Source organism: Allopusillimonas ginsengisoli (genome assembly GCF_004153455.1).
Lineage (GTDB): Bacteria > Pseudomonadota > Gammaproteobacteria > Burkholderiales > Burkholderiaceae_B > Allopusillimonas > Allopusillimonas ginsengisoli.
Genome location: NZ_SDQE01000014.1, coordinates 64893 through 89530, shown reverse-complemented (window position 1 = coordinate 89530; position 24638 = coordinate 64893). Strand labels below are relative to the sequence as shown.

General features: G+C 53.9%; 29 protein-coding genes and 2 pseudogenes. 9 read left to right on the top strand and 22 right to left on the bottom strand.

Features of this window, described 5'->3' with window-relative positions; translation table 11 throughout:
* From ERE07_RS19080 to ERE07_RS19050, 7 genes are read left to right on the top strand one after another with little or no spacing between them, the layout of a single operon-like run.
* Entirely contained in the window at positions 1-1062 is a 1062-nt protein-coding gene (locus tag ERE07_RS19080; RefSeq protein ID WP_130010633.1) for an ABC transporter substrate-binding protein, read from the top strand.
* Between the two features lie 30 nt (positions 1063-1092).
* Positions 1093-1902, top strand: a complete 810-nt coding sequence (locus ERE07_RS19075) for an enoyl-CoA hydratase/isomerase family protein (RefSeq protein ID WP_130010632.1) — start codon at positions 1093-1095, stop codon at positions 1900-1902.
* 40 nt (positions 1903-1942) lie between these two features.
* The gene (locus tag ERE07_RS19070; protein ID WP_130010631.1) at positions 1943-2755 is read left to right on the top strand and encodes an ABC transporter permease; all 813 of its coding nucleotides are present in this window, start codon (positions 1943-1945) and stop codon (positions 2753-2755) included.
* 10 nt (positions 2756-2765) lie between these two features.
* Positions 2766-3575, top strand: a complete 810-nt coding sequence (locus ERE07_RS19065) for an ABC transporter permease (RefSeq protein ID WP_130010630.1) — start codon at positions 2766-2768, stop codon at positions 3573-3575.
* A complete protein-coding gene (locus ERE07_RS19060) occupies positions 3572-4660 on the top strand; it encodes an ABC transporter ATP-binding protein (protein WP_130010629.1) in 1089 nt (362 codons plus the stop codon). Before ERE07_RS19065 ends, ERE07_RS19060 begins: the two co-directional genes overlap by 4 nt.
* Before the next feature lie 47 nt (positions 4661-4707).
* The gene (locus ERE07_RS19055; protein WP_130010628.1) at positions 4708-5967 is read left to right on the top strand and encodes an NAD(P)/FAD-dependent oxidoreductase; all 1260 of its coding nucleotides are present in this window, start codon (positions 4708-4710) and stop codon (positions 5965-5967) included.
* A gap of 46 nt (positions 5968-6013) precedes the next feature.
* The gene (locus tag ERE07_RS19050; protein WP_130010627.1) at positions 6014-6274 is read left to right on the top strand and encodes an aspartate dehydrogenase domain-containing protein; all 261 of its coding nucleotides are present in this window, start codon (positions 6014-6016) and stop codon (positions 6272-6274) included.
* 27 nt (positions 6275-6301) lie between these two features.
* On the opposite strand, the pseudogene ERE07_RS19045 reads toward ERE07_RS19050, so the two are convergent.
* Positions 6302-6499, bottom strand: a pseudogene (locus ERE07_RS19045) (transposase domain-containing protein); the annotation flags it as partial.
* Positions 6500-6521: 22 nt separating this feature from the next.
* Between ERE07_RS19045 and ERE07_RS19040 the strand changes: the two are divergent.
* Positions 6522-6710, top strand: a pseudogene (locus ERE07_RS19040) (transposase domain-containing protein); the annotation flags it as partial.
* Here the strand turns inward: ERE07_RS19040 and ERE07_RS19035 are convergent.
* The 21 genes from ERE07_RS19035 to ERE07_RS18935 all read right to left on the bottom strand — a co-directional run bounded on the left by ERE07_RS19035 (position 6707) and on the right by ERE07_RS18935 (position 23517).
* Positions 6707-8353, bottom strand: coding sequence for a type IV secretion system DNA-binding domain-containing protein (locus ERE07_RS19035; RefSeq protein ID WP_245153785.1), 1647 nt, complete (start codon positions 8351-8353; stop codon positions 6707-6709). The pseudogene ERE07_RS19040 and the gene ERE07_RS19035 sit on opposite strands and share 4 nt — an antisense overlap.
* Before the next feature lie 12 nt (positions 8354-8365).
* Entirely contained in the window at positions 8366-8800 is a 435-nt protein-coding gene (locus ERE07_RS19030) for a hypothetical protein (protein ID WP_130010626.1), read from the bottom strand.
* Between the two features lie 10 nt (positions 8801-8810).
* Positions 8811-9518 carry a StbB family protein gene (gene stbB / locus ERE07_RS19025; RefSeq protein ID WP_113933132.1) on the bottom strand — a complete coding sequence of 236 codons (708 nt, stop codon included), beginning with the start codon at positions 9516-9518 and terminating at the stop codon, positions 8811-8813.
* Complete coding sequence (locus tag ERE07_RS19020) at positions 9515-9994, bottom strand: hypothetical protein (protein ID WP_130010625.1); 480 nt, start codon at positions 9992-9994, stop codon at positions 9515-9517. The genes stbB and ERE07_RS19020 overlap by 4 nt, the downstream gene beginning before the upstream one ends.
* Positions 9995-10028: 34 nt before the next feature.
* On the bottom strand, positions 10029-10631 hold the full coding sequence (locus ERE07_RS19015; RefSeq protein WP_130010624.1) for a hypothetical protein: 603 nt from the start codon (positions 10629-10631) through the stop codon (positions 10029-10031).
* A 153-nt stretch (positions 10632-10784) separates the two neighbouring features.
* Positions 10785-11702, bottom strand: a complete 918-nt coding sequence (locus ERE07_RS19010) for a TrfA (RefSeq protein WP_130010623.1) — start codon at positions 11700-11702, stop codon at positions 10785-10787.
* Positions 11703-11842: 140 nt separating this feature from the next.
* A complete protein-coding gene (gene virB11, locus ERE07_RS19005) occupies positions 11843-12862 on the bottom strand; it encodes a P-type DNA transfer ATPase VirB11 (RefSeq protein ID WP_130010622.1) in 1020 nt (339 codons plus the stop codon).
* On the bottom strand, positions 12840-13973 hold the full coding sequence (gene virB10, locus ERE07_RS19000) for a type IV secretion system protein VirB10 (RefSeq protein WP_130010621.1): 1134 nt from the start codon (positions 13971-13973) through the stop codon (positions 12840-12842). Before virB10 ends, virB11 begins: the two co-directional genes overlap by 23 nt.
* Complete coding sequence (locus ERE07_RS18995) at positions 13970-14857, bottom strand: TrbG/VirB9 family P-type conjugative transfer protein (protein WP_130010620.1); 888 nt, start codon at positions 14855-14857, stop codon at positions 13970-13972. Before ERE07_RS18995 ends, virB10 begins: the two co-directional genes overlap by 4 nt.
* A gap of 27 nt (positions 14858-14884) precedes the next feature.
* Positions 14885-15571 (bottom strand): VirB8 family type IV secretion system protein, encoded by a 687-nt coding sequence (locus ERE07_RS18990; RefSeq protein ID WP_130010619.1) that lies wholly within the window; start codon positions 15569-15571, stop codon positions 14885-14887.
* 3 nt (positions 15572-15574) lie between these two features.
* Positions 15575-15712: a hypothetical protein gene (locus tag ERE07_RS18985; protein ID WP_012250609.1), complete on the bottom strand. Its 138-nt coding sequence runs from the start codon at positions 15710-15712 to the stop codon at positions 15575-15577.
* An 89-nt stretch (positions 15713-15801) separates the two neighbouring features.
* Complete coding sequence (locus tag ERE07_RS18980) at positions 15802-16644, bottom strand: TrbL/VirB6 family protein (protein ID WP_245153784.1); 843 nt, start codon at positions 16642-16644, stop codon at positions 15802-15804.
* A gap of 117 nt (positions 16645-16761) precedes the next feature.
* Entirely contained in the window at positions 16762-17466 is a 705-nt protein-coding gene (locus ERE07_RS18975; RefSeq protein WP_130010618.1) for a TrbJ/VirB5 family protein, read from the bottom strand.
* Positions 17467-17504: 38 nt separating this feature from the next.
* A complete protein-coding gene (locus tag ERE07_RS18970; protein WP_130010617.1) occupies positions 17505-17888 on the bottom strand; it encodes a hypothetical protein in 384 nt (127 codons plus the stop codon).
* Between the two features lie 190 nt (positions 17889-18078).
* Positions 18079-18624: a hypothetical protein gene (locus ERE07_RS18965; RefSeq protein WP_130010616.1), complete on the bottom strand. Its 546-nt coding sequence runs from the start codon at positions 18622-18624 to the stop codon at positions 18079-18081.
* Positions 18625-18635: 11 nt separating this feature from the next.
* Positions 18636-21080 (bottom strand): VirB4 family type IV secretion/conjugal transfer ATPase, encoded by a 2445-nt coding sequence (locus tag ERE07_RS18960; protein ID WP_130010615.1) that lies wholly within the window; start codon positions 21078-21080, stop codon positions 18636-18638.
* Between the two features lie 11 nt (positions 21081-21091).
* Complete coding sequence (locus ERE07_RS18955; protein WP_013742847.1) at positions 21092-21412, bottom strand: VirB3 family type IV secretion system protein; 321 nt, start codon at positions 21410-21412, stop codon at positions 21092-21094.
* A 3-nt stretch (positions 21413-21415) separates the two neighbouring features.
* Positions 21416-21736, bottom strand: a complete 321-nt coding sequence (locus ERE07_RS18950; protein WP_130010614.1) for a TrbC/VirB2 family protein — start codon at positions 21734-21736, stop codon at positions 21416-21418.
* An 87-nt stretch (positions 21737-21823) separates the two neighbouring features.
* Positions 21824-22489 carry a lytic transglycosylase domain-containing protein gene (locus ERE07_RS18945; protein WP_130010613.1) on the bottom strand — a complete coding sequence of 222 codons (666 nt, stop codon included), beginning with the start codon at positions 22487-22489 and terminating at the stop codon, positions 21824-21826.
* An 11-nt stretch (positions 22490-22500) separates the two neighbouring features.
* Positions 22501-23166: a TrbM/KikA/MpfK family conjugal transfer protein gene (locus tag ERE07_RS18940; RefSeq protein WP_130010612.1), complete on the bottom strand. Its 666-nt coding sequence runs from the start codon at positions 23164-23166 to the stop codon at positions 22501-22503.
* A gap of 57 nt (positions 23167-23223) precedes the next feature.
* Positions 23224-23517, bottom strand: coding sequence for a plasmid mobilization protein (locus ERE07_RS18935; protein ID WP_130010611.1), 294 nt, complete (start codon positions 23515-23517; stop codon positions 23224-23226).
* Between the two features lie 278 nt (positions 23518-23795).
* Between ERE07_RS18935 and ERE07_RS18930 the strand changes: the two genes are divergently transcribed.
* A complete protein-coding gene (locus ERE07_RS18930) occupies positions 23796-24638 on the top strand; it encodes a hypothetical protein (protein WP_130010610.1) in 843 nt (280 codons plus the stop codon).

Here is a 24638-nt window from a genome sequence, read left to right as displayed (position 1 = left end):
ATGGATAGAAATTCAACAAAAAATGATTTAATGCTAGGACGCCGACGACTTTTGATTGGAGCTGCATCCGCTATAGCAGCTCCAAGTATCCTTCATGCTCGAAATATCGATACCAAACAATTGGTGTATGTTAGCTATGGCGGTACTACTCAGGAAGCGCAGGAAAAAACAATTCATAAGTCTTTTGAGGCTAATACTGGTATTAAAATCCTTAGCACTACTGGTCCCGATATTGCAAAATTAAAAGCACAGGTTATGACTGGAAACGTCGAATGGGACGTTGTTTCGTTTATTGGCTCTCAAGCTCTAGCAGCTCAGAAAGCGGGGCTGCTTGAAAAATTAGACTATCAGATTATTAATACATCAGGACTGGCAATAGGGAAGGAAGAATACTGCGTCCCTTGGTATGTATACGGAGGTGGGATGGCATACGATCCTAAGCGAACGCCCCCAGAGCATGCGCCTAAAAACTGGGTGGAATTTTGGGACTCCGATAATTTTCCAGGGCGGCGCGGCCTTCGATCACGTCCCGATGAGAATCTTGAGTTGGCCCTCGTAGCAGATGGTGTCGACCCGAAAAGCTTATATCCCCTTGATGTGAATAGGGCGTTTAAATCATTGGATAGAATTAAGCCACATGTCGCCAAATGGATAGCCGAAACGCCACAAACCATTTCATTGCTCCAGACTAATGAAATTGACTTTGTATTCACTTATAGCAGTCGTGCGGAGCAAGCACAAGCCAATGGTAATTCGATAGCATATATCTACAAGCATAATATCGTAACTCCGTCTTACTTGTGTATCCCTAAGGGTAGTAGAAATAAAAAATCAGCCATGGAATTAATCAATTTTTATCTTCAAAAGGATCAGCAGGCTGATTTTGTGAATATTACACACTATACGCCTGTAAATTCCGCAGCGCGTATCTTGTTGACACCGGAGGCAAAGGCTTCGCAAATCGATCTGACTGATAATGAAACAATTATTACTAATGTTGAATGGTGGGCGGATAATTTTGCGGAGGTTAATCATCGGTTTTCAGAATGGCGTATTAGCTAACGACATAGACCAAATTAAAGGAGTTGAAGTATGAAATTCGAAACAATTCAAGTCGCTTCCAACGCCCGGATCGGAACCATCACGTTCAATCGTCCGGACAAGCTTAATGCTATCAACCGCACTTTAATGGCAGAAGTTACGCAAGCATTGAGTGCTTTTAACGACGACTCTGAAATACTCGCGATTGTTGTTAATGGAAATGGCCGGGCTTTTTCTGCCGGATTTGACATGAAAGAATCAAGCGAGCGTGGCACTCCAGATTTGGCGCAGTGGGGCAATATCTTGAAGGCGGATTTTGACTTCATAATGCAGTTCTGGGACAGCCCCAAGCCAACAATTGCTGCAGTACATGGATATTGCCTTGCTGGAGCCTTTGAATTGGCGTTGGCGTGTGATGTAACTATTGCTGCGCAGGGCACGCGCTTCGGAGAGCCGGAAGTAAGGTTTGGTTCCGGCATTATTGCGATGCTTCTGCCGTGGGTTGCGGGGCCGAAGGCAGCAAAGGAACTGTTGCTTACCGGAACAGATGACGTCGATGCAGAGCGCGCCTTAGCCTTGGGAATAGTTAATAACGTGGTGGAGTCGGGTAAGCAACTGGAGGAAGCGTATCGTATAGCCGGTGCGATGGCAGCAGCGGCGCCCCTATCTGTGCAAATGACTAAGCGGGCTATTAACCGTTCTTACGATGTGATGGGGTTAAGATCAGCTCTTTTTGAAGGGCTGAATACTGATATTTTGATTGAAGCAACGGGAGGGCCAGAGCGAGCTGAATTTAATCACATTCGTAAGGAGCAAGGGCTAAAAGCTGCACTTAAATGGCGTGATGAGCGATTTGCTTAACCGTACAAGAATATGTTGAATACATATATAAGGACCTAGTATGGGGATTTTTCTACTTCCGATTGGCTTATTCCTTCTGGGATTATTTATCCTACCGCTTGGATATGTAGTCTATGCTAGTTTTGCTGATCCACAGCTAGGTATAGGAAACTATATAGAGATATTTACTCGGCCTTTGTATATAAAAGTGCTTGCTAATACCTTGGAGATTAGCTTGCTAGCAACATGCCTTACTCTAATCATTGGATATGTCATCGCATATCATTTGGCTCGCTGTGCTCCTCGCACGCGAGCCATATTATTAACGTTGGTTTTACTTCCGTTTTGGACCAGCATACTAGTTAAAAGCTATGCGTTCACCATAATTTTAGGCCATGATGGAATAATTAATACACTGATACGTGGTGTTTTGAATAATGACTCAAGCCTGAAATTGCTATTCAATCGACCGGGTGTGATTATTGGCATGACGCATTATTTACTTCCGTTTATGATTTTTATTCTACTCAATAATCTTCAGGCACAAGACCCTGCCCTACGGCAGGCGGCAAGAATTATGGCTGCCAGCAGTTGGCGAATATTTTGGCGTATTACAGTACCACTAAGCTTGCCAAGCGTTATGGCAGGCTCGCTCATTTGCGTAATCCTATCTCTCGGCATGTTTATTACTCCTGAGCTTCTTGGTGGTAAAGACGATTTAATGATATCTAGCCTGGTGGATTTCAACGTGCGACAGACGTTGAATTGGGGTGTTGCTTCAGCGTTGGCGGTCGTTTTAGTGCTGCTAGCTGGGCTATTGACGCTATTGCTCTCTAGAGTTCGTGATGGGCAATTAATCGCGGATGTGGATTGACGGAGAATACATGAATATTTCCACAAGACGTCCTTCAGCAGTGAACTTAATAAGTCGAAGTGCCGATGGTGGTGTCGCATGGCTTGGCTATTTATTTTTAATTATTCCAAGCTTGATAGTGATTCCGATGTCCTTCAGCGCAGGAGATGAATTAACGTTTCCACCAAAAAGTTATTCATTACATCTGTATGAGCAATACTTCACCACCTCCACCTGGATGGAGGCTACATGGGTAAGCTTTAAAGTTGCCATTTTTGCAATGTTATTTTCATTAATCTTTGGCGTGCTAGGAGCATACGGAATAAATCGTAGTAGTTTTCGCGGCAGAAAGTTTTTGGCGGTAACGCTGCTTTCACCTATGTTTGTGCCAAATATTGTTGTTGCTTTAGCACTATATCTATATTTTTCTCGATTTGGATTGACTGGTACAACATTAGGACTAATTCTGGCTCATATAATAATTACCATTCCGTTTGTAATGGTAACTTGTTTTGCTGGATTAAAGCAGATTGATATTAATGTTGAAAAAGCATCGGCAATAATGGGGGCCGGACGCTTATATACCTTGATACACGTTACTTTGCCTATTCTTCGTCCTTCGATTATATCTGCCGGCCTTTTTTCATTTTTGATCTCTTTCGATGAAGTGGTAATTTCATATTTTCTATCAGGCGTGTTAACGCAAACCTTGCCTGTGAAAATGTATAGCAGCATACATTGGGAGATATCACCGGTGCTGGCAGCAGTCTCAACGTTGCTAACTTTGATCTCCTCTGCCATATGTCTGATTGTTGCAGTAACAAAAGGAATTTCTAAATGACAGCCCCCGATATGGAGATGGTTAGACTTGCGTCGCTGGAAAAATCATACAAAGAGGTGAAAGCGCTAGCTCCAACCAACTTGTCTATAGCCAAAGGCGAATTTTTAACATTATTGGGACCTAGTGGTTCCGGTAAAACCACAATACTTAATTTGATAGCGGGATCGTTGGCGCCCTCTGGTGGACATATTTATATAAATGGCCGTGATGTAACTAATTTACCTGCTAAGGACCGTAGCTTAGGGATGGTTTTTCAAAGTTATGCATTAATGCCTCATATGACCATATTTGACAATATTGCCTTCCCTCTACGCGTACGCAAGCTTCCTCATAAAGAAATTAATGAGAGGGTAACACGCGCAATGGAGCTAGTACGGTTGCCTAATGTGGGTAAACGCAAGCCACGTGAACTATCGGGAGGTCAACAGCAACGTGTATCGATTGCGAGATGCCTCGTGTATCGTCCTGATTTGATTTTGATGGATGAGCCACTTGGAGCGTTAGATAAAAAACTGCGTGATCAACTGCAACGAGAAATAAAACATATTCATCGAGATACTGGGGTGACACTGATGTATGTAACCCATGATCAGAGTGAAGCGTTAGCTTTGTCGGATCGGATATGTTTGTTGAATAATGGAAATATCGAACAGCTTGGTCGCCCGCACGAGCTCTACTTTCAGCCCAGGACGATTTTCGCGGCAGATTTTCTCGGAGAATCTAATTTACTTGATGCTCAAGTTGTTGGAAATGGCCGGGATGCTGAAGTTTTGATTGAGGGCATCGGGTCAGTACATGGGTTGGATCTTTTTCGTCAAACTCTCCCTACAGGACGCTTAAAAGTGATGTTACGCCCAGAGTGTTTAGCGCTTGGCCCTGCTACTAATTGCCGCCCGTACGCGTTAACAGCCACTGTAACTGAGCGTACGTTGGTTGGAGAGCTGACCGAGCTCAATCTGTGTACAGAATCGGGGGTTTCTTTGTGCGCTAGGACGCTAACTGAGGCTCGCGTATTAGAGTTTCAAATCGGAGATAGTGTTCAGTTATGTTTCCGTGCGTCAGACATGGTAGCTCTCGAAAGCTAGATGCCTTTCATATTAAGAACCATTAAATAGCGAAGAATTTTGATATTATGGATAATCAAAATAATGGAAATGTAGTTATAGTTGGATCTGGAATTATTGGTTTATATACTGCATATTTTTTGTCTCTCACGGGACGTCATGTTGAACTTATAGATCCCCATGATCCTGGGAGTCAGTGTTCATATGGTAATGCAGGGTCTATCAGTACTTCATCAGTTGCTCCTTTTGGCATGCCGAATATTTTACGGCAGATCCCCAAGATGTTACTCGACCCCACTGGACCAGTATCTGTCCCTGTATCTTATTGGTGGAAGGCTTTGCCATGGTTCTCGCAATTTATTCTCGCATCACGTATGCACCGTGTGAATATCATTTCTAAGGCTTTGCATAGTATTGTATACCCCGCTCTGGAGTATCATAAAAAGGTAATGCAAGATGTCGGGGGACTGGATCTTATACAGACCACAGGGCAACTACATTTATATCCAAATGACGACGCTTTAGCCAAAGATGACGCAACATGGGCCTTGCGTTTGCAACTCGGTGCCATTTTGGAAAAAGTTGATAGAGATCGCATTCAGCATTTAGAGCCGAAAGTTGGGGAGCTTTATCAAACTGGCTATTATTTGCCGGATCAAAGCATGGTCGTAAATCCTCTTCGCCAAGCTCAGCTCATAGCTGTAGCATTAGAAAAAAGAGGCGTAAGATTCTTGCGAGACCGGGTAATTAGAATAGATGTAGAGGGCGCACGAGTTACTGGCGTCTCCGGTCAAAAGACCAACTATACCGCAGATGATGTAGTGATTTGTGCCGGAGCTTGGTCCGGCCGCTTGCTTTCTGCTCTTGGATATAGTGTTCCTTTAGAGGCGCAGCGGGGCTATCATGTCTCAGTACCAAATGGAGGAGTTGATTTAACTAGAATAGTTTGTGCGGCAGACAGGAAGATTTTTTATACGCCTACGGAGGCCGGCTTGCGTATCGCTGGTACGGTCGAGTTCGGCGGCTTGGAACGAGCCCCAAATAAGCGAAGAGCGGAGCTTTTATTAAGGCATAGTCGGCTTATGTTTCCAAGTTTAAATTTGAACGTTCCTACATCAGACTGGATGGGGCATAGGCCCTGCTTACCGGACTCCTTGCCGGTAATAGGCCCAGCTCCCAAGCACCGAGGATTGTGGCTTAATTTTGGACACGGTCATTTAGGTCTGACTATGTCAGCTATAAGCGGCAGCTTATTATCCGAAACCATGGGTGGAGTGGATCCGAAGGTTGATATGGAGCCCTTCTGCTTAGGGAGATTCAATGGCTGAGCGCGGCCTGAGATTTGTGCACATTGTTATGCACACAGGAAAATAGATTAGCCGTAAGCGCGCTGTCCTGTTCCGCGGTACAGTGAGAAATGCGGCCTGCCGCTTCCCCAAAAACGCAAACGTGGCCGCAACTGTGGCACTTGCCCCCCTGGGCCTGGATCAGGTTGAAGTCGAACTGATCGCCGATCCCAGTGTCGCCAACAACATCCATGAAATCGAGGCCCGAGGTCGCACTGGGCATATGGCATTGAGTTTCGAATCCAGACCTGCCACGGACAATCGTAAGCGTTCGGCCATCCCATATTGACACGCCCGCATAAAGCGGGCGTTGTCGTTAGTGCGTGAGCGGTTGCCAGTTATGCGGCAGCAGTTCGTCGATCCGGCTGGCCGGCTGCGTGGGCAGGCGCGTGAGTATGTCCTTCAGATAGGCATACGGGTCGTGGCCATTGAGCTTGGCCGACTGGATCAAGGTCATGACGGCGGCGGCCCGTTTTCCGGCACGCAAGGAGCCGGCGAACAGCCAGTTATTACGCTTATGTGAAGCTTTGCATAAGCGTAAAAATTACCTATTTCTGGGCTCAGATGCGGGCGGCGAACGCGCCGCCACCATGTATAGCCTGCTTGGCACGGCCAAGTTAAACGGAATCAATCCTGAGGCATATCTTCGCCACGTGTTGACCGTGATCGCCGATCACCCAGTGAATCGGATTGATGAACTATTGCCCTGGAACGTCACGCTTTAAACACAAGTGCGCGTCGGTAAAGCCGTCAAGACGGCCCAGACCGGATGCTTACCTTGGAACGTAGCGACAGTGCCCGTGAACTCCCTGAACGGTAAGCTCACCCTCGCAATCGGAAAATCCCCCGCCAATGCCACGTACCCGCCCAGCGCAGGCAGCGCTTGTATCTGCGCAGCCGTCACCACGTCTTCCGTCGTCCGATCCATGTTGTGCGATGTATTCCGGTGATCCACGCTCCGGCTAATGCTGTACTTGGGCCGTTCAACCTCATGCTTGCCCAAACTTTCACTCATATCCTTCGCCGTCTGCGGGTCGGTGCGGGAGCCGCCTAGCACCGCCAGGTTGCGAAAGCTCGCCCGGATGGTAGTGGCCATGGTACGCCCGTAGATGTGTTCCAGCTGCGACGTACTCTGCAATCCCGCCACGATACGTAGACCATTTTTCCGGCCCTTAGTCAGGCCCGCTTCCAGTGACGGCAGAGCTTCCAGACTAGCCAGCTCATCAATGAACAGCCACCAGCGCCGGTGTGTGCTTTCCGGCATGGACAGAATCGACGTGATGAACACGTCGACCCATGACGACACCAGCGGCTTCATGGAGATCATCATGTCTTCGCGCCAGTTGATGTATAGGTTGCCACCGTTCGGCTTGCTCAGCCAGTCCCGGATGGAGAAACGTCCGGGCTTCATGCCGGTGTGCTCGGACAGCTTGTTCGACAGTACGAAGCGGGCGGAAGACAGCGCCTTGCTGGCTTCGCTGGAGCCAACAAACAGGGATTCGGCCAGGGTGCCTTCCAGGAATTGCTTCAAGACCTTGGGGTCTTCGATGGTGCATAGACGAAACAAGTCCATGATGCTGGCTTCTTCGCCTTGCAGCTGATGCAGTTTCTTGGCAGTCTCGCGCAGCAGCAGGCGACCGAAGTCGTTCCATTCTTCAGCGTTCTTATCCTGGCTCATGGGAACCATAGAGTGGGCCAGCCGCTTCCAGTCGTAGTCGGCGCGAACTTCATTGAAGAATGCCCAACCCTGGCTGCGGGCATCATAGGGGTTCAGGATTACGTCGCCCGGTTGCCAGAATTTGCTGAGTAGGTCTCCATTGGGGTCAATCACGATCATCCGGTCGTTGCGCTCCGGCGTTTGGCCGGGCAAAAGGTTGTTCATGTCGTGCTGTGAACGCTTGAGTACCGAAGCGGCCATGTTGCGCAACAACACCGATTTACCGGAGCCTGTAGCGCCGCTGATGAGCAAATGCAGGTTCTCGTTGATGGTCGGCATGGGGATACCACCCACGTCAATTTGCTGTTTGCCGCTTTCTTCGCACTGGCGAGCCAGGCTTTTTGCCGAGGCGGTGCGCGTGCCACGTACAAAGTGTTTGTAGGCAGCGCCCTCAAACCCTTCGGTTCTGGCGGTGCGCCCGACAAGCAGGATAAGCACTAAGGCGAGAACCAGACCGATGCCCAGTGAGCTGTAGAGCACTGGGTACTGCGGCGTCAGCATCACAAAATGCCAGAACGTTTTGGCGTTCCAGTCTCGCCAGTGCATATGGCTGCCCCAGGTGGCGGTAGCCATCCAGGCACCAGTCGGGAAGAGGGCTAAAGAAAAGGCGGCAATGCGCCGCCGGGTAATGGGTGAGATTAAGGTGGACATAAGTGCCGGTCCTCAAGAGATCAGGATCTGACCCAGGGCCAAGCCTGCCAGCAAGCCACCCAGAATGCCTGCTATACCGCCTACGACCAGGGCGACGATTGCCATACGTCGTGCGGATCGGTGGGCGATGCTGGCGTACTGGGCGGCATCCCGGGACAACTGATCCAGCTGGTTGCTGGTGCGATCCAGCATGGTTTGGATGGCGTGTTGAGCCTGCTGATTGATGGGTTTGGCTGCCGCTTCCATCGTGGCGGTCAGATGGCGGCTGAGTTGTTCAGGCAAGACTTGCTGCGCTTCGCCCATGGATTGCATCTGCTTTTGCACTGCATCCAGGCTTTGGGTGGCGCTTTCCAGTCTGTTCACCAGGCCAGCGACTTCACCCAATACTTCGTGGTACAGCAAATCCAGCTTGGTACGAGCGCCACTGAAATTCGAGTGTGATTCCATGGTGGCCAGCTCAGGAAAACAGCGCGGTAAAAGCCGCGTTCATTTGCCTATCCACCGGTTTGGCCAGGGCGCGCAGGGCGTGCCGGTTGCTTAGCTGTGAAATTCGGAAGTGGTCATCAGGTTCGGCAGCGCGAAGCAGGGCGCGGTAGTCAGTCTGGTCAGCCAGCACATCGGCAATCGTGGTGCGTTGGTCGGCCAGCAACTCGAAGACTTCGTTTTCGTAAATGGCAGCCTGAGGGTTGGCCTGCACTTCGCCTGTTTTGGCGGCATAGGCCAGGATTGAGGGAAACTCGTCGTGCACGCTGCTATCGACACGATTGAAAAGAATCCTTACCCGCTCTGGGTCAACCCCCAGTTCTGCCAGGGCCGCCACCGTCTTGATGGTTTCGCGCTGGGCCTTGCCGGTATTGATGACAGGCAGTACGAAGTAGTTCATTTCCTCGTGCGCGCCTTCGTAGCGCATCATGTGCGTCAGAAAATCCTCGATGTTGCTGGCACCCACATCGACAATCGCATCTTCGCGGGTGAGTAGTTCGCGGAACAGTCGGCCAAAGTGCTCGCCGCGTAGCTGATCGACATTCAGGCCCAGGTCAGCGCCCGTTTCGTTGGTGGATTCCACTGCGAAAATCTGGGCACTATTCATGCGCGGTGCCAGCAGATGAGAGGCAGCGACTGTCTTGCCAACGGAGCCGGTGTAGTTCAGGACGGCGACTTTCATGGTTCATTCCTTTTTGTGGGGGTGTTGTCAGCTGATTGAGTGCGATTGGCCAGGCCTTCACGGCGCAAGGCCTCCAGGTCTACCCGCATGTCGCGGATCTTGCGTAGATCGCCGGGTGTCTGGATGCTGCGTGGTCGGCCTTGAATGGCATCGGGTGTGGGAGATGGTGGATGGGGGTTGCTCGCATGCGTTGGCTGACTGGGCATGTCATCGACAGAGGCCGCTGCATTCAGGCGTTTTCTGGTTGCGGATCGTTGGGCTTTGCGCCATCGGTACAGCGTGATGGCGAAGGTGCTGCGCTGTACCGTCAGACCTGCGGCAGCCAGATCGTCCAGCACGGCGGCATGTGGCACACCAGCAGCCATTTCAACCTCGATCAGGGGAAACAGCGCTCGTAGCTGGGCTGAGAGGCTGATGCGAGGGTCCAGGGCCGCAAGGACAGTGCGGTAGCGTGTTACAGGTGCAGATTCACTCATAGGTTTCCTGAAGTTGGAGTAATCACGGTTTCGCTCAGTGCGATAGGGCTGGAAAGGCCTCCGTCTGCTTGCCTCGTGCAGAGAATTGCCCACCGTCGACCTCCTGACCATCATCCAGCAAGCGCAGGGTGTAGCCGCCAGCGTCGGACGGGTGGGGGATGATTTCGAAGGAGTACCGAAGTCGGGTTTGAGTCGCTTCGGTGTGAAATTGCCGGGCCACGGTGCAGAGGCGAGCGGCCCAGTGCGGGCCGATGCGATCCAGGGCTTCGGCGATGCTGTAGCCGCGATCATGCAGCCAGTCGCTGCGATCTAGCACCAGAGCTGCAGTCAGGGCTTCGCCCAAACTCATGGTGCCAATGCCATCGTGAGCGGCTTGTTGAACGATGTCGAGCATGTGGGTGTCGATGGTTGTGTGCATGGGATCTCCTTTGCCTTGCGGCTTGAAGGGAAGTGATGGCGGATGAGAGAAGGTGGTGCCCGGAAGGGCGGGTGTAGTCTGCTGCAGACCGATGCAGCCGCTGCGCGGCTGCTCAGCGTGACAATGCAAGATAGCCTGACTTATCCACAGGCCTTGCTGGTAGTAACAAGGTAGAAATAAGGTAGAAGGCGCTGCGATGGCTGGAATGAACCTGTTCATGCGGGTTTCCAGAAATCGTACGCGATGTTATTACGATAAAGCGCGATGCTATTACGATAATCCGCGATGTTATTACGACGAAGGCGCGATGCTATTACGATGGATAAGACGAGTTATCCACAGCCTAAAAATACCGTTCGATTGCTGCTTTATTTATCGACTTAAACGTATCCAGACTGCCTGTAGTTGGTTTTTGCTGCTGATCTCTATGCGAGGTTTGGCGATAATTTCCAACCGCTCAAGCTCCAGAAGTGAGCGTTCCAAAGAGGGTCTGAAATCTCGTACACGCCCGGTGTATTGCGCTCTTTCTTTCAGAATATCCAAGCTGTATTTTTGAATCTCATCGGCGGAGGTTCCAACAAGCCGTTGTAGGCTTTTGGACAAATCGTGACGCATTTTTAGACGCTTTTCCCAATCCACTAATGCATACTCGCGATTGCTGAAAATCTGTGCCCAGCGTGGGTCTATGTGTAGCGTGTAGATGCCAGTGGGTTCGTCATAATCAAAGCCTCCTATCATTGGCAGCACTCGAGTTGAAGGGTGATTGCCATAGCTGTACTTGACGGTGCCGTTCCGTTTTTTTGCTTCGATGCATATTACGAACTTGGCGAGGTCTTTCATGCTTTGGTGCAGCCATTCGTAACTGGCTCCGCTGGTATTCCTACCCATTCCGCGTAAGAAATCTGCACGATTGATGACAGGTTGATCGCCTGGCAGAGCCGTGGTTTGTAGGTATATGGCGTGCATCCAGATGTCGGCGTGGTCTTCGCTCAACTGTTTGCCGGATCCTTTGAGCAGGATGTTGCTGCCTTCCAGAAACACGGTGTCATCGTGTAGGATGCGCCAACCCCGGCGAACCGGTGCGAAGATAGCACTACGGGCGATGTAATTCGGAATGGCGCGTGCTGTTTCATTGATACCGGGCAGTATGAATGGTGTAGGGGTTGAGGCCTGCTTTTGTGCTGCGGCGGCCAGTGCCTGGGTGGCTTTTTGCTGAGCACGTTGCATGGCTGCTGACAGGCGCAGGAGGTTCTTGTCCTTGTGAAAGGGCAGGCGGGTGGATGAGGTCATAGGTAAAAGCTCCAGGCGAGCCCATACAAGGCCTGCCCGGAACGTGTGCAGCGCCTCACACGGGTTCAGGGGTAGATGCGGGCAGGCAGCGATGCCAGTCCGCAAGGATGGAAACGGGTGCCTCTCAGGGCGTGGGTGCCTCAGGTGTTGATCTGCCGCCTGGGCTCAAACCAGAGCTCTTTCAGCCGAAACCGCTCGAAATGCAGCACGATGTCTACGGTCTGGCGCAGAAAGGCCTGAATGGTGGGCAGATCAAGGCTGCCGCCCGTGGGCGATTGCTTGATGAGCATCGCCAGCCGGTCAAAGGCATCGGCGGCCCCATTGGCGTGGGTGGTGGTGACTGATCCTGGATGGCCAGTATTCAAGGCCGCCAGGTAATCCCAGGTTTCAGGGCCGCGCAGCTCGGCAAGGAATATCCGGTCTGGCGATAAGCGCATGCAGGCGGCCAAGCTTTCGGTGGCCGAAACCCGACCGCGTGTGCCGCCATACATCAGATGAATGCGGTTTCTGTGCCGGGGCAGAATGAGCTCATGCACGTCTTCGATGGTGACCAGGCGTTCATCGACGGGCACACGGTCGATTAGCGATCTTGCAAAGGTGGTTTTGCCCGAACCTGTCGCGCCGGAAATGACCAGGTTCTTGCGGGCCTGAATGGCAGCGAGCAGGAATCCGGGAATATCACCAGCATCCTTCAGCGCCATCAGTTCTTGATCGGCTCTCGAAATACCGTCTGGCGTGTATTGGGCGGCGGCGTCGTGGGTGGTCTCAAACGCGCCTTGCGCGTGCAGTTCCTCCAGGGAGAGCGCCACTTGGGCGTGCTTGCGGATATTGATGGCCAAAGTGCCGTCAATGCAGGCCGGAGGCAGCACGATCTGGCCGCGCTCGCCATCGGGCAGGACGACAGATTGAATGGGGCTGCGTGCCATGTGGTTGTACGCGGCCAGCGCCGTGGCCAGGGCCTCCAGGTGGGGGTAGGAAAGCTGGGGGCACTCGTGAAGCTGCCAGGCGCCGCGTGTGCGGGTGTAAAGCTCACCGGCTCGCACGATGGCAATTTCAGTGACATTGGGATCCTCCTGATGTTTGGACAAAGGTCGCAGAAAGGTGCGAACCGCAATGGATCGATCAAAGGGGATCGCTTCAGTGGATGGGTTCAAGCTCATAGACGTGGCTGAAATCCAGATCACGGGCGACCATGATGCCGATACGCTCGCCCTGGTTCTTGTAAAGGGTGGGGGGAATGTCCAGGGACTTCTCCAGAATCTTTGCGACCGCTTCCTGACCTCCTTCGGCGGTGTTGTCAAAGCGGATGTTGTTGCTGCCCGATTGCCCTTGATTGGATGCCCAGTTACCGAAGTCGCCCACCAGAGAAAGAAGGATGGCGTTGCCAAAGCGTTCCCAGAAGTGGTTGTCGATATGTCCGCCCAATCCCGCTTCGCCCAGCGGGCCTGTGCCGGGCGAACTCAAGTTCACGATGACACCGGTAGGTGTTTCCAGTCGGTACCAGGTCACAAAGGCGCCGGCCTGGCCCTGCTGTATGCCCCCAGACTGATAGCCCGTGAATTTGGTGCCGGCATCAATAAGCTTGACCTTGCCGTTGGCGCTCATGACATCGTGTGTGGCCAGACACGTCAGAAGCCCGGACTGGGTGCTGACCAGTTTTGTCTGCAGAGTGCAGTCGATCATGGTGCCTTGCGTGAGCAGGAAGTTGCGGTCACCCAGTTGCCCGGCCACTGATGGGGCCAGCTCCAGCGGTCGCAGCTTGTCGGCCAGAGGGCCAGCATCGCTATAAGGGCCTTGAGGGCCATTTGATTGGCTTGGGGTTGTGCCGCTTGCGTCTGCACCACCGGCCTGTAGCGGACTAGCCAGCCGACGCTGGGTAAGTTCGTCGACAGGAGGCGGGGCTGCGGGCATGGGTGGCGGGACGTTGTAGCTGGGCACCACCGTTGGCTCGGGCGTCGGAGGCGGCAGTGCTGGAGGTGGTGTTGGGCGTTCTACCTTGGGGGCTTTGAGGCGATTGGTAATGCCGCTTTGATCGGCTTCCAGGCCGTTATCGGCTTTTGCCTCTGGTTCGCGGCTCCAGACCTTCATGAGCACGCCGACAGCCACTGCTACAGCGATCAGAATGGTGAGCCACAGAAATGCGCGGGCACCGCGTGGGGCGCTGCGCCCGGTTGCTTCCAGATTCAGTGTTTCCCGCTCCAGGTTAGCGTCTTTAGGATTCCCCTCTTGTGAGGCTTGTGCTTGTGCCTGGTCTTGTTCCTTTTCCGTCATGGGGAATTCCTTTCTTGCGTGGCTTCGCGTATGCGGATGGTGGGCACAGGTGCCGCAGTGGACGATTGTGGGCTCGCACTACCCTTGATGCTGCGTCTGACTGCGGGTGACGCTGTCCCGGTATGTGCTGGTACGAGTGTGGTGCCGTAGGCGCCGTTGTGAATCGCCAGCACTTGGTCGCCCAGGCGCAGATGCCATAAGGCAGACGTGCGATGAAGCACCATCGTCCGCTCATCTGCCATGTGGTGATTGGTGATGACTTCCTGGCCATCTGGTGTGACGCGGTACACGGTCGGGATGTCGGCTTGCGGTGCAAACTGCAGCCAGGTCTGGCGGCCATCATCCCAGGCGTGTACCGGTGCGATGGCTGCGTCGCCGCTGCGGGTGTAGGCTTGCCAGTTCATGTCAGCGCTGACGGCTTGTAAGGATCGCTCAATCGCAGCCTTTTGTGCGGCCTGGGTTCGTTGCCTGGCTTGAACCTCTGGATAACGGACCACGAGTTTGTACAGGGCGGCTGAGTTGCGGTTGTCGCTGTACGAGAGCCTGAAGCTATAGTCGCGCCTGTCAGTGACGACGATAAGGTTGGTGTTGGCGTCTTCTGCCGTGGGTTTGAAGAACAGATGATTGTTCTTGTAGGTAAACGCGTAGGCTTGGCTATCGCCAAAGACGTGGTAGACGTATTTTTCGCCGGGCTCCAGCACGATATGGGTGGCCACGCCGATCACGGCATTGAGCTGGATGACATTGGCGTCGTTGTAATTGACATAGCGCACGCGGTGGTCGAGTCGCGAGGAACGAGGGGTCTCCAGCGCCAGGGCGCTGGCAGGGATGGCTAGGCAAAGAAACAACGCCAGCGCCTGCCGACTGGGGAAATGTTTAAACATAAGAATTCCTTCAGATCCTTGTCGATGTCAGCGCGACAGGTCGGCAGCCAGGTCATAGCGCATGACCTGAAAGCCCAGCGGGTTCAGGCGGGCGACCTCTTCGGTGAGTGGCACGTCGGTGTATTGGTAAGCCATGGTGGCAATCAGGTGCTGAGCCCTGGTGATGTTGCCCGTGGTGACTTCCCGCTCCGTCTTGGTAAAGCGCACGATGGCGGCCTGGTTGGCACCCAAGGTGATCGAATGAATCTGCACATCGACTGTGCCCTGGGTACCGAGGCGTGTCGTGACAGCGTCCTGCCCTTCGAATCGTTTGCCGTACTGCGTCTGGATGGGTGCAGAGGACAGCAGGGCGCACGTGTCGAATTGTTCCTGTATCGTCTGCCAGCTGTAGCCCTCGCAGTTAAGCACGTAAGTGTTCAGAAAATACTTGGCGATGCGCTGGCCGTAGTCTTCGAGCGGCTGGCCCAGGCTGCTGACATGTTCGATGGAGCCGGTGGCGCTATCGACGCGGACCACATACATTTCGGGCGGCTGTTTCAAAGGGGTGAGGCCCGCAACAGCAGCGATGGAGGCCAGGGCGATCAGGCCAGCTCCGATGGCCACCTGCCAGGCGCGTTTACGGCTGCTGACGAGCTCGCCGAGATGATCGCGTTCCAGGCCGCGCGACTGCTCCAGGTAGGCGGCAACGTCTTCGGATTTGAGAGATGCGGACACGAGTCAAACTCCTTTGAAAAGAGGCGGCGTGGCATTGACCGGCACGCGTGGCGTATCGGCCGGTTGCGGCGGCTGGGGCGCATGAAAGGCGCAGCCAGCCAACAGCCCGGCCAGCGCGAGGGCGGCAAAAAGGTTTTTCATAGAAAGGGTCCTATCCTGCCGGACCGGCAGAAGGATTGGGGAATAGAAAGTCAGTTGATTGGCCCGGCTAGGGCCGACAGGCGGATTGCCTATTTGGCGCGCAGGCGCAGCATGCTACGCAGTCGTAGCATTGAGAATGCTCCTTTGGCCGCGGTACCCACACCGAGCTGAGCGCCAAAGCCGTTGGAGAGACCGGCTGCGAGGCCTGGAATCATGACCATGATGACAAGGCTGGCGATGCCGACAAGCAGCTGGGCACCGAAAAGCCCGATAATATCCTTGGCACCGCCATTGATCTGATCGGCAATCATACGGATGAGCTGGATGTTCATCTGCAGCAATAGTCCGAAAATCAGGCCGGCCAATAGCGCCAGAAATATGAAATTCAGTGCTTGTGAAACCCAACTATTGAAGAGTGGTTTAGTGGGTTCAAACAGAGTAGCTGCAATGAAAATGGGACCCGTGGCGACGACGAGCGCCATGCCGACCTTGCAGACCACAACTATCACCATGATGATGCTGCCTACCACGGCAGCATTGACTCGTACCATCGTGGCAAGAAGGCTGACCAAGACTTCTTTGGTAGATGGTAGAAAGTTGAACCAGGCATCTTGGCCCTTGCCCATCATGGCGTTTGATGCCTTGCCGGTTTCGTTCTGCAGTTTGTCCACCTCTTGGGCCACGCTGCCGGTACTCAGGGCGATTTGCGTAACATCGTCGGGCAGCGCAATCATGGTTTCGGCGATATCGTTCTGGTACAAACCTCCCGTGCCAAAAATCATTGCGACAATGGCTACAAGAATGGCCTTGCGAAAGAACTCTGTGACGGTCATGCTGCTCTGGCCCTGCATCAGTGCAAACGCGTAAACCACAAATTGAATCGTAAGCCCTACCGTGATGACCGGCATTAGGGCTTCAAATAGCGCTTGCATTGGGCCGTTAACCGCATCGCTCAATGTATTTTCGGTTTGAGTCATCACCCATTGGGCAATGTCGCTAGGAGCTGAAGGTGGGGTTACGGAAGGAGTGAGGCCAGACATGGTACCGCCTTACTCTTTGGATCCGGCATCTACGCCAGCAGTATCGTTATCCCCAAACCAGCCACCATATACCCGTTCTGCTCTGGCCTGTAACAGGTGACGCTCTGCCTCCAGTTGTTGAGAGGCTAGCTGAATGCGAGTTTGCTCGGCCAGGATATTGGCCTGCTCAATTTGGATTCGAGCCTGTAGCTCGGATATCTCTTTGGGGTTGGTCGTCTGATTGATCTTGTCTTGCAGTGCGTCCACATTGGCCAGACGCTGGGTCATGGAGTCATAGGCTCGTTGACTCATGGCCTTGGCTGTCGCTTCGATGTTCAACGCCTTCTTTGAAAGTTCTGCACGATCCGCTTCAAAATTTACCGGAGCCATCACCGAGTCGGTAACACGGCCAACGTCGCCATCCAGGCTTGAGCCGTTTGAGCGATCAAGTAGCCCCTGGGAATTTGAAGGCAGAGCTGAACGCAACTGGTCACGGATGTCGGGACTGCCGACTACATTTCCGAAACCACTGGACTGTGTAAACGCAGCAAGTTGGCTTTTGGCGGTAGCCAGCTGTTCGGTCAGGTTCTTCAGTTGGTCCCTTGCGGTGAGCAATTGCTCTTGTAACTGCGCAATGGTGGCAGCATCGACTGTAGGGATGCCGCTGGCTTGGGCGGTGTTAAGGAAAATAGCGGACAGGGCGATGCCCGCCGCAAATGACTTGCAGCGTGTCATGAGAAATACTCCGGGGAATGCGCCTTCAGGCGCGAAGGTCAGGGTTTGGTACTGGCCTGCTTCGCAATGGCTTGGTAATCGGCTTCGGTCGTGCGATGCGCTTTCATCTGGCCCGACACGATGAGGTCAGCGCTTTCATCGTAGGCAACGCGTTTGTCACCTACAGCCAGAATGTTGTCTGAATCGTCCAGCTTGCCGGGTAGCTTGTGGGTTTGGTAGCCGCCACCAAAAGGGTTCTTGGTGACGAGCGTGAAGAGGAAGCTGTCGCCGTTTCGGGTGATGTGGATGGCATCAGGGTCATACTTGCTATCTGATTTCCAGTACCCAAGAAACTTTTCACCACCTGGTTCAGTCTTGCATCCGGCTGCGATGGTCAGTAGCGCAGCGGCGCTAACAGTAGTGATGAAATGTCGTCGATTCATTGGGTTTCCTATGGTGAACGGTTGTTGGGGTGGGCCGGACTGCGTTTGAATGCTGCCCGGGCGTCGGTCACGCTGCAAACGTGTCCGGTCTTTGTAAGCCAGTAGGACCTTTGTTTATGTTTCAGAATGTTCCGCCAGACCGTGCCCATGGTGTCATCGAAAGTAGAGTCGCGGTGCGGACTGGATGGGATCATAGGCATAGATCTGGATCCTCCTGTTCATGCCGCTCCGGGCGGTGATCGAAACGTACGCTGATCAGGTCAGCTACCTGTTGATAATTGTCGGAAGCAGGCGGGCGACCGTTCATTTCGTGAATAAGCAGGCTGTAATATTTGTGTACCCCTTGTTCAAAATAGGCACGATCTTCGGGTGGAAAAGTGGAGCGAAAGCAAGCTTGTGGTGACATGTCGGGATGGCTGCAGGGTGTCTCGGTGATTCCGTATTGCTCGACATGCTGCGCCAGGGCGTCGGCATCGACAGTGACATGGTCCAGCTCGGTTTCGTACGTACTGGCTTGACCAACTTCCCGATCTTGATGCGTCCAATGGTCGCAATAGATGGAAATGACAAAAGCATCATCCGGGGTGTCCGCTTGCGCTTCCGGGCCGGAAAGTCCCAGACGCGTATAGAAGTCCTGACCTTTCGTTGCCTGTGGGTCGTCGCGGGCCTGTGTTTGGCGCTGGTTATGTTCAAGCGCTGCTAGCTGCTTTTCCCGATCATGAGGGTCTGGTTTCATAGGCTACCTTCTTATGAGATGGCGGTTAACTGGCGGCTTTGTTTGACGGTGTCCAGGTACACGGGTAGCCAGGCGGCCGGATCATGCCCGGCCTGGGCCACGGCCTGTTCGGCTATCTCAGCCATGTCGGGGCTGCCAGAGAACACCAACAGTTCGTCTTCGCAGCCGGACAAGTCCAGTTGCGCGACCGTGACGCTTGAACCTTGCTTGACGAGAAATTTTCGGCTGGCCTCGCCCAAAGACTTCAATAACTCGAACTCAGTGGGTGACAGGCCAAAGCCCTCGATGTAGTCGCGGGCCTTGGCTCTGGGGTTGGGCAGCAGAATCAAGGTGGCTGTCTGCTGAACCAGGGAGGGGCCGACCGGGTTGTCCGTGATGGCCCCCGGCTCCTGGGTGGCGAAGGCCAGCACGCCGTTTTTCTTGCGGATGGTGCGGCTGGCATCCTGCATGTCTTCCTGAAAATGCCTGTCCTTTAATGGGTGCTGGCACTCGTCGTACAGGTTGATGATGCGCCGGCCATCGTGCAGGGCATCAATACGGTGCTTCAGATACATCGTGGCTGCACCTCGCACCGCTTCATCATCGAGTAGTTCGGTCAGATCAAATCCGAAGATGGCGGGTTGGCCTGTGTCGGTGGCTAGGCTCAGTTCATCGGCAGGATTATCGAACACCCAGCCGTATTCACCGCCCTGGCACCACGGGGCCAAGCGAGCATGAATGGTGCTTGTAGTGTCATCGTCGCTGTACGGGTTGGGCAGCAAGGTATTCAGGGTCGATAGCGTGCGGGCCTCCCGGTCGATCAGCGTGGTTAGCTGCTGCACTGCCTGGGTTATCTCGGACTGCTGTCGTGTGGTGACCGCTTCGCCACGGCGCTCGGCCAGAAATACGACCAGGCGCACCATGAAGGCGACGTTGCCTTTGGTGGGCTCCATCTGGAACGGATTCCAGCCTGTTGCTTCACCCAGGCGGATGTTGAAGTAGCGGCCCCCCAGCGCCATGATGAGCACCTGCATGCCCTGATCCTTGTCCCAGACCACACACGTTGCGCCAAACTTCTGCGCCTGGGTAAGCAGCATTCCCTGCAGCACGGTTTTACCCGTGCCGGTCATCCCAATGATCATGGTGTTGCCCGGACGACGTTTTCCGGTTTCGTCTAAGTCCTCGGTAGAGGCATGGAAGTTAAAGAAGAACGGGCTACCGGTCTGAGTTTTGAGCAGCGTGACCGCTGGTCCCCAGGGGTTGCCGACCGGTTTGCCGGTCAACTGGTTATGCAGGCTGGAAAAGCACAGGAAGTTGAGCGATGTGATGGGCACTGGGCGTGGCCGCCAATGCCAATTACCGGGCAGTTGCGCCCAGAACCCGGCTTCCAGCGCTCGATCCAGTGGCCGGAAACCGACCGCTTCTTCGGCCAGCGCCGTGGCGGTCTGGGCCAAGGCCTGGCGCACCCCTTCAGCCGTGTCGCCATAAATCAGCATCGTGGCGTGATGATCGCCCAGACCCAAGCGAGCTGACGTCAGGTCGTCCATGGCCTCAGTCAGTTGGGTGACCTGGCTGATCGAATCGTCGCCGGAATCGACCAGCAGCTTGTGATGCTTCTTGACCAGCTTCTTAGCTGCGGCCCCAGTATGGCTACCCCACGATTGAGTGAGCACGAATTCGTGCGGCAGGCCCAGCAGCCGATCCAGGTGTCCAGGTTTTGTGGCTTCCGGGTAGTCGCGCAGCTCCATCATGCCGAAGATGCGAGAGCTGGCGACCGTCCTCAGTTCCCCCAACTCTCCATGACGGCCAAATATCGGTCTGGCGTAGGGCAGGGTGTCACGCAAGCGTTCCCGGCTGATCGGTACGGGCCGGTGCGTACCGGAAAGCAGAAATCCCAGGAACTCGGCGGCTTCGCTAAAAGCAAAGCCCTTGCGATTTACGATGCCCAGGGGTTGTGGATCGTAGCGGTACAGGCCAGCGCTCAAGGCACGTATGATGCCGTTCAGGCGTTCGATGGATTCGGCTTGCCAGTGCGCAATGCGTTGCGCGTCGGCTTTTTCCAGACTGGCGAATGTACCCAGTATTGGATCTTGTACTGGGTGAATAAGCACCGTCAGGTATAGATCGTTAATCATGAGGCCCGAGGCATCGAACGTGGCACGGTAGGCGGCATCGAATCGGGAGGCAAAGGGCTGGTTAAAGGTGCTGTCGGGATATTCCGTGACACGGCGGCGCACGATGTGGGAGTACAAGCCAAGCGATCCCATGGGTAGGCCGCGCAGTACGTTATGCAGCGCTTCGATCCAATCTTTCAGCTCATCTTGTGCATAGGCGTCCGGCGCGCGTCCTGTTACTTTGATGACCGCCAGGTATTCATAGTTGTCGCAGGCAATGATCTGGTCGGTGACATGGTGGGAGTAGGGCAGATAGCGCGAAACACGCCGTTCGTCCACGGCCAGGGTGGTGGCAGCAGTCATGAAAACATCCTTTATTTGATGAGTGCGCGCCAGGGCCGACGCCGGTGATAGCCTTGCAGGGCGTAACTGGAGCCCTGCCAGAAGCGCTGATTGCGATTGCGCCGTCGCGTTTTCAATTCGAGCCACAGCACATCCAACGCTTTATCGTCATCGCGGGTGAGAATAGCGAGCGTGGGTATGACAATGAACAGCAAGCCCCACCAAGCCAGGCCTGCCGTCATGGCCACTATGGCTACGCAGGTAAAGGCGCCCAGTAATAGCTTGGTGGGAACGCCCATGAAGGTGGCCTTGCGGCCCAGTCCCCTAAAGACCGGATACGTGTTGGTTGCCATGGCTTACTTCCAAAGCAACACAACCAGTTCGGCAACAGATCCGGCCAGCAGCACGCCAATGCCCCAACGGATGGCATCGTCTTTACGCATGACCTCTGCCGAATACAGTACAAAAATGATGACGCCGATGATGATGGCTGCAATGGGCAGAATGACATCCAGATTGTCTCGGAGCGTCTGCAATGTGGTTTGCGCTCGGGAAAGCCCGCCAATGGATTGGGCAAATGCAGCGTGATGGATGCCAAGCAGCAGTGCGGCTGTGGTCGGTTTGTTGCTGGTCCGTAGGAAGGACATAGCGTTCTTGAAGCGTTTCAGTTGAGACATGAAAAAGACTCCTGCCCCTGGGCACCAAAGGGCGCAGGGGTGGTGGGTAAGAAAAGAAATGGACTTGGCCAGTCCGCCAGGGGTGCGTCAGGCGTCGGAATTAGGGCTGCTGTCTGGCTCGCCGTCACGCGTTTGTGAAAAGCCGTCGGTTGCCGGGTTGGCGCTGAAGCCGTCTGGTGCACCCTCAGGTTGAGCTGGTGGTTCTTGATCGGGTTTTTGCGCCGATTCTGCCGGCGTGGCCTTTTCCTCAAACCCGGTCGTTTCGTTTTTCAGCGGTGCCAAGGCCGGAACCTTGATCTTCGCTTGGGCCAGCACTTTGCCTACATAGCCATTGGTGAAACCGCGCTTGAAATTACCGGTGTTGTAGCAGGACAGTGCGGCGCGTAAGGCATGCTGCGGATCTGTCTGTTGGGGTAATGCTCTGGCATAGCACTCTGCCAGTACCGTCTGGGCGGCGGCCAGATTGCGGCAGGGATCAAAGACGGACTTGCTATCCAGATTCAACCACGCCCAGTTGCGAACATTGATCTGCCCCAGCCCGGCATCGAAGTCGATACCCTGGTCAATGAGGCGGTCAGCAGCTGCGCTCGCTTCGACCAAGGTTTGAGGTTGCCGTCGAAGGTGCTGGCCCTTGCGGTTGACACCGATGGCGTACTGCTGGACTCGGGATTCATGACGAATCAGTGCATGTAGCGTGACTGGGTGGATGTTGGGCGCGCAGGTGACGGCCAAGGCTGCTATTTCTGCGATCATGCCTGGCTCCTTCAGCGTCCACGCCGGTGTCTGGGATCCGTCAGGGAAAAATTCCAGCCTTTCGCCCATAACCCGCTATGGTCGGCATCCCATTTGGCTTGTGCCGCCTCGAATTCTTCGGTTTTGACCCAATGCCCGCCCATGGTTGGCCTGCCGACGTAGCGTACAGACAGCTCATACGTCCAGGCGTGATCGTTGTAAACGACACAATAGGTGGGTAGCTGGTCGAGTGTGACTGTAGGTAGGGGATGGACTTCGTAGACGGTTTGCCCGCTGTCACCGCCGTATTCACGCTTGCGCCATTTGTACGCCGTATCAGCATAGGTTTGGTTCAAGAATTCCGCGTCGCATTTGCCAGCACCGCGTGATATGGCATCAATGCGCTCTGACATGCCCGAGTCGCCGGACGCCGGGCACTGGGATAGAAAGGAACGTCTCGCTGAGACGGTAGCAGACCAGTCCAGGCCGTGCTTGTTGTACTTCCTGATGTCGAAGTAGTGGTCCAGGGATGGACTGCATTCGCCAGGTCGCAGGCTGGATGACAGGCAGAGCGTTGCTTCGCAGGCGAGACGTGGGATACCCGTGAGCAGGTTAGCCGTGTCGGCGGCATGAGCGACAGGAGCCAGGACGCAGGCGAGCGCCAGCGCCCCAGCCCGCAGGGCGGGAAGGGATTGCATGAAGGTGTCTCCGGGGAAGGGGTACGGCAGGTGGCCTTGGAACAGGCCGAAGAGAGGTTAGCGTTGACGCTGCAGATTCTGTTGGGCGATGGCGATCTGTTCAGGCTTGGCCATGGCCCGCACGAGATAAGCGGTTTCGACGGCAGCCAAGCGAGTTTCTTGCAGATGGTCCAGGTCGGCCACGATCTGGCGCAGCAGCGTCAGTTCTTCCTGCAGCGTGTCGTCGGCGGACAGCCGTCGCCTTATGTAGTTGGAGAGGGAAAGCCCGGAAAGGGCGGCAGCCTCGCTCAGACGAGCAGCGTGAGACGGAGTCACCCGGATACGGATGACCTCAGACAAAGGTTCGTTCATGGAGCACCTATAGATGGTGACCTAGTGGTCTTGTGTCGGTACAGTGTTTGTTGTCTAAAACCCTGTTGATGTTGATACGATTTGACACACTGTGTCAGTCTAGTTACTGTGCTAGCAACATCGACTGCCGGCCCAGGGGCGGACAGTCTGCCGATTTGAAAATTGTCATGGAATGGAGCGATGTGCGGGAGCTAGCAAACAACTTGGTCGAAAAAGGCACGGAACGCCTTTTGAATGGCGCTGATTTCCAACGTTATGTTTGGTGCTGAGGAGCGCCTATGACAATCGTATTCGAGCTATTTCGTTATCAACTGCTGCCCGTAGACAGACAACTACAACTCGACTTTATCAACGACATCCAGACGATTGATGAACTAATTGAGCGCAAGAATGACATCTTCGCACAAGCGCTTCGGGAGGTTCATCAGTTCAATCATCCTCGTACGGACGTCATTGCCAAGCTACTGTATACAGAACAAGATTTCTTTCTTTATAGAATTGCGGCCAATCGGTCTATTCATCGGGAAACCAAGGAGTTCTCCGATGAGTACATTGATAATTGGCCATCTGTCCTTGTAGCGGTATGGAATCATCCAGAGATTCAGCTGATTGCTGTTCAAAGAAGAAGCACAGCATTTCAACATGCAAAGTCAGTAGTGCAAATGATCCTAGAAGCGGTGGCGCCGAAACTAGGCTCCGCTCATTTGAGCTCGCACTTTGAGCCCTTGTTCGAAGTCGAGGGGTTCTGGACGCTCGTGCATAAATTTGAGGGCCGAATACAAAGCATCGATTTTGAGTTCATTACCCCAAATATGGCGAACATCTCGCGGAGTTTATCGCAGGATCTTCGACAGTTCGCGAAAGAAATGAACTCCGTCAATAACAATCTGCGTCTTGCTGCCGATCCAGAGTCCGCAATCCATGTCGATGAGTCAAATCCAACTCTCGCAGGATTGGTTGAATACAGTTCTGAGGGGGGCGGCAATATCACCATGAAGATCTCTGGCCTCAGGAAAAAGTATCAGACATCAAAGAACACCAAAACCGTATCAGTTGACGAGCTTGACATTAGCGGTCCCGTCGCAGAGGTTGCTGCAGCCCTCAAACAATTAATGGCTTAG